This window comes from Paraburkholderia sp. BR10923 (assembly GCF_040948765.1).
Taxonomy (GTDB): Bacteria; Pseudomonadota; Gammaproteobacteria; order Burkholderiales; family Burkholderiaceae; genus Paraburkholderia; species Paraburkholderia youngii.
The window spans coordinates 1-14712 of the sequence record NZ_JBFPKO010000056.1 but is presented as its reverse complement, the minus strand read 5'-3'; the positions used below and the strand labels follow the sequence as shown (position 1 = coordinate 14712).

Genomic DNA, 14712 nt, shown 5'->3' with positions numbered 1-14712 from the left:
TCTCCTTGAATTCCTTGCTATGCCGCCGGCGCCGTGTCGGCTGCACCACATCCTGGACAACCTCGACTTCGTCCGTCATGTACACCTGTCCATTTAAAATTTGAATGGACATGATCGTCGGGCGGCACGACTTGCCGATCAAGATGACTTCGCCGGGTGCTTACAATGCAGATGACGTTCTCGTGGGTGATGCGGCCTTGCGCGGAACCAGAAGGTCGATGGCCACGCCATCGATCACTTCTGCCGCAGGCGCCGTCTCGTGATGTTCAGCAAAAGGCTCCTGTGGTGCAGGCGAGATGCCTTTCTCCCGCTCCAGCAGGTATTTTGTGATCCATTTACGTAGCAGATTGGCATTGATCCCGTGTTCCTGAGCCATGCGCGCGACGGAAACGCCGGGTTGCAGCGCGGCCTCGACCAACGTGCGCTTACCTTGCTCGTCGTAGCGACGCCGGCCATCACGGCTCTGTCGTACTACTCTTAACTCTGAGTCTTTGTCAGCCATGGGTGTCCACCTCGAATTGGTGGACGCCTATGCTCCTCGCTCCTGGCGATCACTGCCAGACGCTAAAGATGGACCGCTTACGATTGACCAACTCCCACGGTGGAAAGCCGTCGTAATGCTTCAGCCTCTACTGCGACAGCGGCGGGCGTTTGATATACCGGCCAAGGTAGTTCACGTTGCGGATATGGCTGTCCGACGATGGCGCAAAATGGACGATCCATGGCTTGCCGTAGTGACTATCCAGCCAGCGGCTCCACGCCACTTTTGTCGGGCACTACGTTTTCAGTTCCTGCGGCAGAACCAGCGCACCGTACGACTGCCGCAACAGATCGACGATTGCGTAGCGCCACATCGGCATGACCCGTGCCTTCACAAAATACATCGACTTCCACTGCTCGCCGTCGGGCGTTAAGCCCCCGCAGGTCACGCTCAGATGGACATGCACGTTCCATTGCAGGTCGCGCCCGAACGTGTGCTGCGTCGTGAAGATGCCCGGCAGGATGCCTTTGCGGGCCGCCGTTTTTTTGATGATGCCCGCAGCCAGCTGGCTGGGCGCCTTCAACAGCGTGCGGTTCAGCCTGAATACCTCCCACAGCGCCGAGGGCATCGTCAGGGTGATGTGCTGCCAGCGCGTTTGTGGTAGCCTCGCCGATTGCGTGGCGGTCCATTGGTCCGTCGCCTTTTTGCCGCACGTGGGGCAGAACCGGCTCTTGCAGCTGAAGCACACCTTCTTGCGATGCGGGCAGGCTCCGTTCGAGCAGCAGTGGCTCGAGTAGCCCATTACTTTCAGTCCGCAAGCCAGCAGGCGCACCACGTTGTCCACCACCGGCGAGCGGATCTCATGCTCATGCTTTTTGAAATACCGCCACCAAGCCTCGCCGGTCTGCAGCAGCTGTTTGATCGGACTGACGGATCTGATGATCAGTACCTCCCGTGCGCGACACCTCCGATATAGGTAGCCTGTCCTGCGTTCCGTGATACTGGTCACAGCTGGCAGGTAGCTGTCGGCGAAGGTGGGACACGCACCCCGTGGGCTACGAATAATATCTCGCAACGTTTCGCGACGTTTCTAGAGTCAGTTTCGAGTCCTCGGGTGCGCCTGCGTTCAAACGAATACTCAGGGTTTGCCGTTGCATCGGCTCGCTATATCGCCTTCGGCGGACGCAGGCATGGATGTTCCTTTGCGTAATCTACTACTTGCAGAGGTCCACATGTCACTTCTACAAGAGCAACCATTCACAGCCTATGTCGGAATCGACTGGGCCGACACGAAGCACGATATCTGCGTTCAGGCGGCAGGCGATTCTCGTCGCGAGTCGAGCTGCATTGCGCACCGGGTCGCGGCCATCGACGAGTGGGCACACGCTGCACCGGCGCTTCGGCGGACCAATTGCAGTGGCCCTTGAACTGGCCAAGGGGCCAATCGTCGCTGCGCTGCAGAAGTATGATTTCCTCGTGCTGTTTCCGATCAATCCGGCAACCCTGGCGAAGTATCGTGAGGCATTCCAGCCCAGTGGCGTCAAGAATGATCCGAAAGATGCGGAACTCGCGCTTGACCTGCTGCTGCACCATCCGGAGCGGTTCGGCCCCTTGAGGCCGCAGAGCGTCGCGATGCGGACACTGGTGAGCCTGGTGGAACGGCGCCGGCAGCTGGTTGGCGACCAGACCCGGCTGACCAACCGGCTGTGCGACACGCTCAAGCAGCATTACCCCCAGGCGCTCGAATGGTTCAGTGATCGTGGCACGGTGCTGTTCTGCGACTTTCTCGGCCGTTGGCCGACGCTGCGTTCGGTCAGGCAGGCCCGCACGGCGACCCTTGAAGCATTCTTCCATGCGCACCACTGTCGCAGTGCGAGGCGGATCAGCGCCCGTATCGCATCGATCCGCGAGGCGGCACCGCTGACTGAAGATCCGGCGATCATCGGTCCGTGCCGGCTGCACGTGCTGGCACTCGTTGCACAGCTACGCGCGGTGCTGGCTGCAATCGTGCAGTTCGAGCACGAGATCGCCGCGGTAGCGCCAACGCTGCCGGACTATATGCTGTTCAAGAACCTGCCGGGTGCCGGCGCGCACTCGCCCCCCCGCCTGCTGGCTGCCTTCGGCGAGCAGCGGGAACGGATCCGGAGTGCTGATGAACTGGAGAAGTATGTGGGTATTGCCCCAGTGACCGAGAGCAGCGGGAAACAGAGATGGGTCCACTGGCGCCTGCAGTGTCCGAAATTCCTGCGCCAGACCTTCGTGGAATGGGCTGCCCAGACCATCCCGCGCTCATTCTGGGCGCGGCGCCTACTACCGGCAGCAGCGCGCGAAGGGCAGCTCGCATCACATCGCCGTGAGGGCCCTCGCATTCAAGTGGATCCGCATTCTGTATCGCTGCTGGCAGACGCGCACGCCGTACCACGAGACCATATACCTCAACGTGCTCAGGAAACGCGGGTCACGCCTTCTGGGCAAGCTGGACGCTTAGGTTAAGACCGTGGCCTGCTCATCTATCTGATTAGGGCAAGCCGCGCAGTGGCGCGTCAGGCCGAAGGCGAAGATCGCGGGGAGCCGGTGGGCAACGAGGGAACCGCCGTCAGGCGGCTGTCCACAGCCTCGTGCTGTGGGCAGCGTCGTTGTCCACGGGCGGACGCGGGATGATCGTCATAGCGACGTGTAGACATTGAACAAAAACCTTGACAGCCCTTCTCAGGGCATGACTCAACCATCCCCCGCTCGCGGCCAACGGCGGGCTTGCCTGCGGCGTTGGCCTTCGCATACCGACGGTTCCAGTCGCCGCGCAGCGGCTTACCAAAAGCGCGGAAAGCCCCGTCGTTCACGGCGGGGATGGAAAGCGCGGACGCCGCAGGCGTCCTTGACAACGTCAGCATGCTGATATCCTGTGCATATGCAACGACTTCAAGCCTTCAAATTCGAACTGATGCCGACCGGTGAACAGGTGCGCAAGATGTGCCAGTTCGCGGGCGCGTGCCGGTTCGTCTTCAACAGGGCGCTGGCGTTGCAGGTTGAGCGCTACAAAGGCGGCGAGAAGAAGCTCGGATACGCCGGGCTGTGCAAACAGCTCACCGAATGGCGCAACAGCACAGATACGCCGTGGCTGGCCGACCTGCATTCGCAAGTCGGCCAGCAGGCGCTCAAGGATCTAGAGCGCGCCTACACCAACTTCTTCGATGGTCGCGCCAGTTTTCCGCGCTTCAGGCGCAAGGGAGAACGCGATAGCTTCCGGTTTCCGCAGCGTGTCGAGGTCGATTGTGCGAACGGCCGCGTCAGGCTCGAAACTCGGCTGGCTGCGCTATCGCAATAGCCGTGCGGTGCCTGGCGAGGTCCGCAGCGCAACCGTGTCGCTGCACGCCGGCAAGTGGTACGTCTCTATCCTCACGACGCGTGAAGTCGAGGCGTCTGTGCCTCACGGTCCGGCCGTCGGGATTGATGTCGGCATCACGCGCTTCGCCACGCTGAGCGACAGCACGTTCATCGCACCGCTCAACAGTTTCAGAAAGCACGAACAGCGTCTCGCAAAGTACCAGCGCCGCATGGGGCGCAAGGTCAAGGGTTCGGCGAACTGGAAGAAAGCGAAGGCCCGTATCCAGCGCATCCACGCGCGTATCGCCAATGTCCGTTCGGACTTCCTGCACAAGGCCTCGGCCACGATCAGCAAAAACCACGCGATGATCGCCGTCGAAGACCTGAAAGTGCGCAACATGTCGAAGTCCGCATCGGGAACGCTTGAAGCACCGGGACGCAACGTGCGTGCAAAGTCGGGACTCAACAAGGCGATTCTCGATCAGGGTTGGGGAGAGTTTCGTCGGCAACTGGAGTACAAGACGGCGTGGTGCGGCGGATTCTTTGTTGTGGTACACCCGCGCAACACGAGCAGAACCTGCCCGTGCTGCGGCCACGTCTCGGCTGAGAACCGCACGTCTCAGGCGAAGTTTCTGTGCGCCGCGTGCGGATACGAAAATCATGCCGACGTGGTCGGTGCAATCAACATTCTTTCCCGCGGATCGGCTGCATTGCGGGACGAAGGGCAGGACACGGGCGACGCTTCGCCCGGGTGCGCATGCACAGCCCGGATCGCCTGTGGAGAGCCGGTGCAGTCGGGCCGCTCTGTGAAGCAGGAACCCGCCGAAGTGACTATGCATACAGTTTCTCATGCGTAGCGCCGTAGGAATCCTCCCCCTTCCCGCGAAAGCGGCGACCGAAGGTCGAGGGGGAGGAGGATGTCAACTTGTTCTGTAAGGGACTGCCAGGCTTTTCAGGAGCGACTCAACCACATGGCAAAGCGCCGCACGGAGGCGGCGCTTTGCTGACTGAAAAGCTACTTCCACTACCCACACGGAATGCTGACGACACAGTCCGACGTCATGAACGCCGACCCGCTCGCCTTCATCCGGCAGTGGGTCGCGACGGGGCACCTCACTCGTCGTCGGTCGGCGCCAGTTCCCAACCGGCGTTTTCACCGTTGCGGGATAGCGGATTGTCCTCGCCGACATCGGTGGGTAGGTCGGCCGGGGCGAGACTGTAGCTGTAAAGCTCGTACAGCACCTGTTGCATTGGCGTGTAGTAGACGATGGAGCGGCCGACAGGCTCGCCGGAGGAGATGATCCCGATCAGTTGCCGTTCGTACGTGACGACCGGTCCGCCGGAGTCGCCGTTTTCAATGCTCAAGAGCTCGGACGAGTGCGCGGCATTGATGTGCTCATAATTCGGTGTATAAACTCCCGCCTCGACAGACATGCCTCGCCACACGCAGCGGACGCCGGTGCGCCAACCGCTTGTGCAGAACTGTTCATACGGCGCGTCCGCCCACCCGGTAACAGCAAGGCGCGCTTCCTGCCCGGCGCGCGGCATGAAGACCTGGTTATTCGCAAGGGGCGTATAAGTCTGGATCGGACTGCAGAAGGCTGCGCTGTGGTGAGAGGAGGCGCATTGCAAGGACATCGGATTCGGCTTGGGCGATACCCGCACAAGCTCGATGTCCGAGGCAGCCGACTGCCACACGACGTTGCCGATGGCAACGGTACCCACCTGGATGGTCGCGTACATCGGCGCGCAGTGCTTGGCAAGCACGAGCCATCGTGTGGCACGTTGGTAAGGCGTCAGTCTGTGGAGGATGCTCTTGGGCACCAACACCGCCCCTACGCTGCATGATCCAGAGGGAACGCTGACCTTCGAGCCAGAGATGACCGGCAGGACGGCGCGGTCGGGATTGCGAGGCTGCACGACGTCCGGGGTTTGCGCTGTGGCGACCGAGGATGCGAGGTTGGTGGCGATGGCCATTGCGAGGGGTGCCACACGCTTTTTCAGTGGTAGGGTTTTCATCAGGGATCGAGTCCTCTCAGGGATGTCGGGATCGGGGAAAGTGGCGGTTCGCGAGGCCCATTTCAGGCCTCCGGCTCGCCTTCGTCGGCACCATGTCGGCCGGGGCGGCGTCCGGGCCCATCTCGCGGGCTTGGGTTCAGCAGGTTCGTCTGCACGTCTCGCTCCTCAGGGGCATGGATTTTTTGCCACCTTTATCGGCGTTGTTGCATTTAGTCCCCACGCAGCGGCTTACCTTGACGACGAAGGTAGGCACAGCGCTCCAGCACCCGTTCGGGGGAAACGTACCTTTGGTGCAAAAAATGGCGGTTGCGTCCGAAAAGATTCAAAAAATCAAAGGTCCTGAGGCCCGGCGCTGTTATGCGTCTACGCGCTGGGCGACGAACTGAAACGGCTGTGCTTCTGCCGCAAACCCGCCTCGGCACAAAAGGCCTACGAGCAGTGGTTCAAGCAAGCCCGGCAAAGCGGGATTGCCGCTCTGACATTGTTCGCCCAGCGTCTGCAAGGCTATTAGCCGGGCTTGGCGGCCCGTTGCCGGCGTCCGTTCAATACCAGCGTCGTCGAGGACATCAACAACACCATCAAGGTCATTAAACGTCGCGCTTACGGGTACCGCGACGAGAAATATTTCTTCCTCAAAATCCGCGCTGCGTTCCCCGGTAATCCTCGAGGAACCAGAAACTTGCCAGTAAGTCCCTGCAATTCCTACACCCCGATTTCCACCGGAAGCCTGAATGTTCAACATTCCGCGAATTGTTATGAGCCAACTTGATAGAAGCACTGCGTAGATGCGCGGGTCGTGCAGAACACGTCCGCCGAGGACTGCTTGCTCCAGCCTCAGTAATCTCGCTAAGATAAACATCGACTTGGTGAGTCAGTTTGGCCAGCGCACCTTCGCCTCGGACATCGGCCAATGTCACATTTCACCTCGCGCCGCTGATGAATGTGGGATTTCATTTTGTCATTGCCTAGTTTCTCGTAGGCATTACGCGAAGCTCAATGACCAGTCGCTTTGCTCCGCCGCGTGACTCCCATGCCCATCTTCCCCGCCGGGCCCGCAGTAGTAGGTAGAAGTATCGAAAGGGTCCGCAGGACTTGGAATTGAGTACATTTGGATCGGAACCTCGGTAGCCTGCGCCGCCACCCCCATTAGAGCGACGGACAGCAGGCCACCACATAGCACTCGCTTCATATTTTTCATAGACACTCCATATCGGAACACGTTAATACACCGTAATTTATTGGCCCTCGCCGCACTGGCCGCCGCAGGTTACGTATCGTACGAAATTCTCTACGCAATCACTAGAAGGAATGGGTATCAAATATATTGATGCCGATGCTGCTCATCATGGAGGTCGGTGCTGAGGGATCGCGGCGGGAGCTTGTCGTTCGAGGCATGAGGAAAACCAAAGGTATCCGTACGTCCCCTATCCACGTCTTTGCAGTCTTGGCGGTCCTTTTTCATGATCTCGAGGTTCCTTTGCCTGCACTAATGCTGGCTTAGGCCTCCTGCCGCTCCCAGTATCCGGCTGTCTGAATTGCTCAGGCACCTCTTCGCGATGCTTCCGGGGTGGCGGAACACGGCCCCTACTACAGGGCTCCCGCATACCATTCATAACGCTTGTGAAGTCGGGGGACTTGAGATTCCCATCAAAGATTTTCCTGTGGGCATAAATTGTCTTTATTTGATATCGCCCCTGCTATTGAGGTATAACGTACGACAGCGGTTTATTGGGGATCAGAAAATGCAGCCTATTCAAAAAATAGGACATTGTTATCACCTAAGCAGTGGTCACTTTCCGCAGAAAAACGTAGCATTGAATGTCTTACTGCGCGTTTTTGTGATGTATATCGACATGGCATTTTGCAACATAGAGGAATGCAGGCAATGACGAAGAGCCGGCCAGTTGCTGTCCAGCATTAACCGTGAAAAAGGGAGTTTCCACACGATCTCACCCCTCAACTGCCGATCGAGTAGCCTGCGTTGCAAAGGTAGGGATATTCGAGTGGAATAGTGGTTCTCAACTGCTGCCGCGGCACATCACAGCGGCTCATCGGTCGTTCCGTTGGAGCGCAGGGAATCCTCGCTAGTCAGTGCCTGATTGTCATATCCAGCGGCAGGCCCTACGATCAACGAAACTTGGGATCCCGCGATTCTTCTGTTGTTCCGTCGACAGTGTGCATCGCCGTTAGTGACCAAATGATAACTACATTTTTCCGTCGAACGAAAAGGGGGGCAGCGCGGTCGCGCCACTGTGTCTGTCCTGGCATTCTCCTGCCTGTGGCAGGAGTCAGATCTCTTTTCGTTCCTGTATCGGACAAACCGGGGTGCGAAACCCCATGGAGCCGCACATGAACGTCACAGTCACCTCCTGGCGCCAGCCTTTGCGGCTGGCAACATCATCCGGATCCCGCCGTCAATCGATCTGCCGATCTGCCGATCTGACTAGCTTCGATCCGTCGGCATTTTACCGGCAATCTCGCGTGGCACCCGTGTGCCTTCGCATTGGTGCGTTCGGCATTTTCCGCCCCAATACCCCTTCTTTTTGATCATGAACCAACTTCACTACTGCTCGGTGGCCGGCGCATTGCTAGCGCCCCTCAGTTCTACCTGCTCAGCCCAAAGCGTCACGTTATACGGTGCACTCGATGCGGGCCTCGCCTACGTCAGCAACGTGGATGGACATGCGCAATATCGCGCGACGTCGGGATTGATAGATGGCAGTTTCTGGGGCTTGCAAGGTACCGAAGATCTGGGCGGCGGAGCCCGAGCACTTTTTCGCATGGAGCGTGGCTACTCGGTGACCTCGGGCGAAGGATTCAACGATCGTCCGATGTACGTGGGACTTCAATCCGAGACCCTCGGTACGCTGACCCTCGGCCACCAATACGACCTGATTCACGACTATTTCGCGCCGTTCACGCTGACAGGGGGAACCGGCGGTACCGCGTTCGCGCATCCGTTTGACAACGACAATGCCAACAACTCCTACCTCGCCGCGAACTCCGTCAAATATGCAAGCGCCTCTCTGAACGGGTTCAGCTTCGGCGGCATGTATGCATTCTCCAACACTGCAGGCCGGTTCGCGCAGAACCGCGCATACAGCATTGCTGGGAACTACGGCAATGGCCCATTCAATGCCGGTGTCGCATGGATGCACAACAACGGACGCGGCCTCAACGAGGTCGGTGCCTACTCGCCATCGGCATTGCCCGGCAGCGGTCAGGCAGTGATCGACGCCAGTGTGCAAAAGCAGGATGCGGTCGCCGCCGGCGCGAGTTATGCGCTCGGCGATGTGACTCTGGCAGGGGCGTGGTCGCGTTCGATCTACACAGGCGTTGCCGATGCGGACAGCGGCAGCGTTTTGCCGTCGATCGGGTTCAGTAACTACGAGATCAGCGCGGTCTGGCAAGCTTCGCCCGCCCTCTCGCTAGCGGGTATGTACGTGTTCTCCGACGCTTCTTCGGCGCATTGGCACCAGGGCGCGCTGCAGGCCGTCTATCAGCTGTCGAAGCGTACGGACGTGTACGCGGAGACGATCTATCAGCACGCGTCATCGGGCGCGCCTGCCGTGATCAACATCAACGATCCGTCAAGCAGTCAAAACCAGTTGCTCGTTGGCACGGGCATCCGGCACCGCTTCTAGGGCTGGATGATGTCGGCTTACGACGCCGCGAAGCGCGCAGCACACGACGCTACTCCGCAACCAGTTGTTCGTTTTGAGCTGAACCGGTCGCTTGCCGGATAGAACGGACGCTGCATATGCGGTCAACGACTCGGCGCGCCGCGCTGAATTCGCCCGTCAAGGCATCGACTTCCGTGTTGAACGGCCGGCCGCTGCCGATATCGAAGCGCGGCGCAAACGCCGCTGCGGTGTTCCCCCTTTTGCTGGCCGCTCTCGTCAAATGAATTGAAAAGATTGCGACTGACACGCAGTTGTCTCTAAATCTTTGGGCGTTGTCGCCGGTTTTGCATAGCCGGGGTGGCCGGTTACTGCTCGATGAACATGCGCCACTCCGGGAACTGCTCGAAAAAGCTCTCGCCCACATAGACATGATAGACAACGGGCGAATTCGTGCTCGACAAGGTAGGGGGCGTACTGAAGGTGGAAAGCCCTGGGTCAATGCCGCTGGTGCTCGCCCATGCAGTCAAATCGTCCAGCAGGTTGCCCGCTTCGTCGCGCGATACTCGCAATTTGATCGGCTTCATCGCCAGTTCCGCAGATGCTCAAGATCGTCGGATGGATATCATAATCGAAGCGCCGGGTAAGTCATACGCGGGGCAACCGGGAGATGCCCGTGGTGCTCGATCGCGCGCTTTCCGGCATTCGCCTACCTCAGGCAGGTCCGCCGGCTCCTCATTTGATCGCGGTCCGTGTCAGCCGAACAATTCGCGGGATTGGTGCAGTGCAGCAAATGGTGTTACATTGCTAGCCTTTCCTCCTCGCGCGCCACGTTTTGCGCTTCCCTATCGCACGCTGGTTCTGCGGGCCGTGTTCATTGCCCGTTGCGATCCTTCATCTCGTGCCTGCCCCGCAGCCGGCAACCGCTGGTTTCGCGATCGCCGGGCAAACCCATTCAGGAGAATGTATGGCAAAGGTTGATCCGTGCAATTCAGGTCCAGATACAGCTGCATCAGCGCCGAAAGCGTCGGCCCGGCGCGCATCGAAGAGCAAGGCAACCGCAGGCCTGCTGCCGGTGGATACAGTGTCGCCGGACGAAGAGCAGCAGCGTCAGATGCGCGCACTCATTCAGCTCGGCAAGAAGCGCGGCTACCTGACTCATGCCGAAATCAACGATCACCTGCCGGACAACTTCGCGCAGACCGCTGCCATTGAAACCATTGTCAGCACCTTCAATGACATGGGCGTCGCGGTCTACGAACAGGCGCCTTCAGCGGAGGTGCTGCTTATGAACGATGCGGCGCCGGCAACCATGTTGGATGACCAGGCCGACGAGGAGGCGGAAGTGGCGCTTTCCACCGTCGATTCGGAATTCGGGCGTACGACCGATCCCTTCCGCATGTATATGCGTGAAATGGGCGCGACCGGATTGTTGACTCGCGCGGGTGAGATCGAGATTGCGAAGCGAATCGAAGGTGGCCTCCAGGAAATGATCCGGACGATTGCTGCGTGCCCGGTTACCGTCTCCGCGATCCTTCTGAGCGCGAAGCAGATTGAAGCCGGTGAACTGCGCATCGACGAACTGGTTGACGGTATCAATGAGGAAACCGAATCGGTCGAACAGTCGTCGACGGATTTCGCTGAAGCGCCGCACACCGAGCAGGCCACAGCTGACGATGACGACGACGACGGCGATGAGCACAGCGAGATTGAAGACCGGGACACGGCGAGGGCGAACGAAGCGCGCCTGAAACAGCTCACGAGCGACAGCCTCGTTATTTTTGCCCGGGTGCGCGAGCTGTTCGAGCAGATTTCTGGTTCCCATGCTGTGCAGGGTATGGGGCGGGTAGCTGGCGCGGACCTGCGTGAAGCGATCCAGCGCGAGTTGGCACCCATTCGCTTCACGGCGCGGACCATCGATCGGCTATGTAACGATGTGCAACAACAGGTCGCACAGGTGCGCGCAGTCGAGCGCCATATTCTGCAAATTGCTGTTGACCGATGCGGCATGCCGCGCGAGAAGTTCGTCAAGTCGTTTCCGGGACGCGAAACTGATCTCGCGTGGACTGAAAGCACGGCGGCGGCGTCGCGCGAGTACGGCGCCGCCCTCGAACGTAGTCTGCCGGCGATTCAGGCTGAACAGCGGAAGCTTCTCGATATCGAAACGAAGGTCGGACTGCCGTTGCAGCAGTTGAAGAAGATCAACCGGCAGATGATGGCGGCGGAGTCGAAGATGCGGCAGGCAAAGCGCGAGATGATCGAGGCCAACCTGCGCCTCGTGATCTCCATTGCGAAAAAATATGTGAACCGCGGCATGCACCTCCTGGATCTCATCCAGGAAGGAAATATCGGCCTGATGAAAGCCGTCGACAAATTCGAATACCGACGCGGCTGGAAATTTTCAACTTATGCGACCTGGTGGGTGCGGCAGGCAGTCACGCGTTCGCTTGCGGATCAGGCTCGCACGATCCGGATTCCTGTTCACATGATGGAGTCGATCAACAAGCTGAACCGGATTTCCCGCGAGATCCTGCAACAAACCGGACGCGAGGCTCATCCTGCGGTGTTGGCGCAGCGCATGGAATTACCGGAAGAGAAGGTTCGCGCCATGTTGAAGATTGGAAGGCAGCCCTTATCGCTTGAGACGCCAGTGGGTGACGATGCTGATGCGACACTTGGCGATATGATCGAAGATCCGACGGCGACGTCGCCCGCCGATGCGGCCGTGCAGGCGAATCTGCGCGCCGCGATCAATACGGCGCTCGACGCATTGTCGCCGCGTGAAGCGAAGGTCTTGCGGATGCGTTTCGGGATCGATACCGCATTTGACTGTACGCTTGAGGAACTGGGCAAACAGTTTGACTTGACACGCGAACGGATCCGGCAGATCGAAAGCAAGGCGATGCGAAAACTGACGCATCCGAACCGCACCGCCAAGCTACGACCATTTCTCGACCATTAAGGCGCTGACGCGTGTATTGGAGGCTTGTGCCGTTTCGAAGGGGGGCGTGAGCAGTCAGTTGTCGACCGGATAGTTGCGGTCCGATACCTCTGGGTCAGGGCGGGCCCGATGCGCGTCGGGCTCCGCGGGACAGTGTGTCATCGTCCGCTAGCGCCGACTCACAACAGGACTGCCTGCTGCAAAAGTTCCAGAGCCTCCAATTCGTCCAGCCGTCCTGTGCGCGCCTTTCCTGCCAACGTCTTGATCAATGCTTCCGCGATTGGCGCGATGCCGTGGAGATTTTCCAGACTGGTGACCGAAGCGGGGAGTGGGACGAGGTTTTGCTGGGAGATTGCGGCGGGCTCAAGTGCCTCAGGGGTTGCCGATATGACTGTAGGCAGCTCGCCGTCATTTCCTTCAGAAGAGCGACCGGCGGCCTCGGCATGCGCATTGCTTATATGATCAGGCGGGCCGACGACCATTGCCGTATTCTCATCTGCGACGTCCGCTGAAGCTGGCGAGACATTTTCCGGCTCGACCGGGACGCCCGTCCGCGCGCGCCGCGTGTGCGCCTTTGGATATGCGGGTTTGCCTGGCGCACCTTTCTTCGTCGCAGGCTCGACCGACTCCTGTTGTGCAACGGATCCCCGACTACGCGAAGCAGGGGTCAGCAAACGTAACACCGACTCGGGAATTTCCATTTCCGAGCGCGGTGTGTCCAGCCAGCCAGTCGGCAAACCAAGACGCTCCGTGAAACGGTTCGCCTCGGCATCGTCCATGCGCTTCTTGCCATATAGCCGATGGACGGTATTGGACTTAGTCATCGACATGACGACACCAAGGCGCGCCTTGGAGCCGTTGCGACCCGTGAGGACGTGGAGGTTCTGCCGTCGAATGTTTTCAAGCGTGGCGCTGTCGTCTAACGCCAGCGGTTGCTGCCGGGTCGCTTGAGAAGAGGCTCTGGGTTTCGATGATGAACGTTTTCCTGCCGCATGGGCGCCTGTCGGTCTGGTCAACTGGCCTCGACTCTTTTTGACGGTCACCGGCGACCCGCCCGTTGCTTTCTTTGGCATTTTCGTTTCCTCGGACAGGTTGTCTGCAAGAATGGATTGTTGGCCGCCGTTCGGGGCGGAAGCCGGTATGCGCGTTTGAGACGCAACCTCGGGCTCGCTGTCTGTTTTGATAAAGTCGAGCGGTGACTTCAGACGGGCGATGGTTTCGGGCGCGAGGGCAGGATGGGGCTGGTCAAAGAAACCATGCGGCAGTCCAAGCGTGGTTTCCATATGAAAAGCGGTCTCGGGCGTGAATCTTTCACCCTTCATCAATTCAGCAACTCGCGTCATGTTCGAGTCGAGTCCGAGCGCGATATTCTCTGCACCCACCGCATCGACGAGAAACTGGAACGACCGTGTTTTGAAGATCGACGCAGTCTGAGTGGAGTCTCGAGGAGGCGCCTTCACGTATGGTTGTCCCGGCCGGTTGGATGGAGACTTTTCGCGTGGCGAGGTTGGCGTTGTCCGCTGTCCCGAGGTCCCGCAAATCGTCCGCGGGGTTGATCCATAAAATGTGGCTCCGTGCGATCGTTGATGTTTTGGCTCGTGAATTATAGACGAGAGGCAATGTTTGCATCGGATGCGCCAGCCTGCCGATATAGGGACGGTATACGAGCCGGAAGCGAGCTTCGGGACCGCAACGATGAGCATGGGTGGGTTCAACGAATCTACCTTGGCCGTGGCCGCCCATCGATCTGCAATGCGAAAACGATCGCAATCGGGCACCCATCTATGCCGCCAAGGCGCGATGTTCAGATATCGGCGCGCACTGTGTCTGTATCAGACGCCGGAGAATTCGCGCATCGGACTGTCTGCGTTGCAGCAGGACATGCCGACGCAGCATTGCTGCCCAGCATAGTTCGACGGCATCCCGACGCGCCGCAATGACATTGCGTACAGCATCTGGGTGTCGTCGGCCGCCGCCTCGTCGACTGATAGAGCGTAGTCGATAAGAAGCTCGCCGCCGGTTCGATATGGACGCGAGCGTGAATGAACACCTGGTCGCCCGTTTCGATGGCTTCGCTGCTGCAAAGACGGGCTCCGGTCTCGAACCTTGGTGGGTGGGTATTTTCAGGGATTTCGGAAATATTCCGGGGTTTCCATCCAACACCCGATCCAACAGTCGCCCCGGAAGCGCGAGATTACTTAGTCCGTCCTGAACAATCCGTAGAGCCTTGAGTAGCTGGGCTTCCGGGTAGAAATCGTGTTGTTGGAATTGCAGAGACCTGGCATATTGCTTCACATAGCCTGCAAATTCTGACGAGGTTCAGATGG

General features: G+C 59.3%; 6 protein-coding genes and 5 pseudogenes. 6 read left to right on the top strand and 5 right to left on the bottom strand.

Annotated elements, in window-relative coordinates; genetic code table 11:
- Positions 1–214 precede the first annotated feature (214 nt).
- Positions 215–502, bottom strand: a pseudogene (locus AB3X94_RS39915) (transposase); the annotation flags it as partial.
- A 127-nt stretch (positions 503–629) separates the two neighbouring features.
- Positions 630–1490 (bottom strand): annotated as a pseudogene (locus tag AB3X94_RS39910) (transposase).
- 223 nt (positions 1491–1713) lie between these two features.
- Here AB3X94_RS39910 and AB3X94_RS39905 point away from each other — a divergent pair.
- Both AB3X94_RS39905 and AB3X94_RS39900 read left to right on the top strand, forming a co-directional pair.
- Positions 1714–2969: pseudogene (locus AB3X94_RS39905) on the top strand (IS110 family transposase).
- A 420-nt stretch (positions 2970–3389) separates the two neighbouring features.
- A pseudogene (locus tag AB3X94_RS39900) lies at positions 3390–4662 on the top strand (RNA-guided endonuclease InsQ/TnpB family protein).
- Between the two features lie 256 nt (positions 4663–4918).
- Here AB3X94_RS39900 and AB3X94_RS39895 read toward each other — a convergent pair.
- Positions 4919–5824, bottom strand: coding sequence for a trypsin-like serine protease (locus AB3X94_RS39895; RefSeq protein ID WP_368594191.1), 906 nt, complete (start codon positions 5822–5824; stop codon positions 4919–4921).
- Between the two features lie 352 nt (positions 5825–6176).
- Between AB3X94_RS39895 and AB3X94_RS39890 the strand changes: the two are divergent.
- The 3 genes and pseudogenes from AB3X94_RS39890 to AB3X94_RS39880 form a co-directional block, all read left to right on the top strand.
- Positions 6177–6491, top strand: a pseudogene (locus AB3X94_RS39890) (transposase); the annotation flags it as partial.
- Positions 6492–8173: 1682 nt separating this feature from the next.
- Entirely contained in the window at positions 8174–8371 is a 198-nt protein-coding gene (locus AB3X94_RS39885; RefSeq protein ID WP_368594193.1) for a hypothetical protein, read from the top strand.
- A gap of 2 nt (positions 8372–8373) precedes the next feature.
- Entirely contained in the window at positions 8374–9468 is a 1095-nt protein-coding gene (locus tag AB3X94_RS39880) for a porin (protein WP_368594194.1), read from the top strand.
- Between the two features lie 344 nt (positions 9469–9812).
- Here the strand turns inward: AB3X94_RS39880 and AB3X94_RS39875 are convergent, their stop codons facing one another.
- The gene (locus AB3X94_RS39875) at positions 9813–10031 is read right to left on the bottom strand and encodes a hypothetical protein (protein WP_176112261.1); all 219 of its coding nucleotides are present in this window, start codon (positions 10029–10031) and stop codon (positions 9813–9815) included.
- Positions 10032–10411: 380 nt separating this feature from the next.
- Between AB3X94_RS39875 and rpoD the strand changes: the two genes are divergently transcribed.
- On the top strand, positions 10412–12406 hold the full coding sequence (rpoD, locus tag AB3X94_RS39870) for an RNA polymerase sigma factor RpoD (protein WP_368594195.1): 1995 nt from the start codon (positions 10412–10414) through the stop codon (positions 12404–12406).
- A gap of 158 nt (positions 12407–12564) precedes the next feature.
- Here rpoD and AB3X94_RS39865 read toward each other — a convergent pair whose 3' ends face one another.
- Complete coding sequence (locus AB3X94_RS39865) at positions 12565–13845, bottom strand: hypothetical protein (RefSeq protein WP_368594196.1); 1281 nt, start codon at positions 13843–13845, stop codon at positions 12565–12567.
- Between the last annotated feature and the right edge of the window lie 867 nt (positions 13846–14712).

Bases quoted from the DNA above. Each gene is read 5' to 3' on its own strand.
- AB3X94_RS39885 (WP_368594193.1), top strand. From the start codon at position 8,174: ATGAACGTCACAGTCACCTCCTGGCGCCAGCCTTTGCGGCTGGCAACA.
- AB3X94_RS39880 (WP_368594194.1), top strand. From the start codon at position 8,374: ATGAACCAACTTCACTACTGCTCGGTGGCCGGCGCATTGCTAGCGCCC.
- AB3X94_RS39875 (WP_176112261.1), bottom strand. From the start codon at position 10,031: ATGAAGCCGATCAAATTGCGAGTATCGCGCGACGAAGCGGGCAACCTG.
- AB3X94_RS39895 (WP_368594191.1), bottom strand. From the start codon at position 5,824: ATGAAAACCCTACCACTGAAAAAGCGTGTGGCACCCCTCGCAATGGCC.
- rpoD (WP_368594195.1), top strand. From the start codon at position 10,412: ATGGCAAAGGTTGATCCGTGCAATTCAGGTCCAGATACAGCTGCATCA.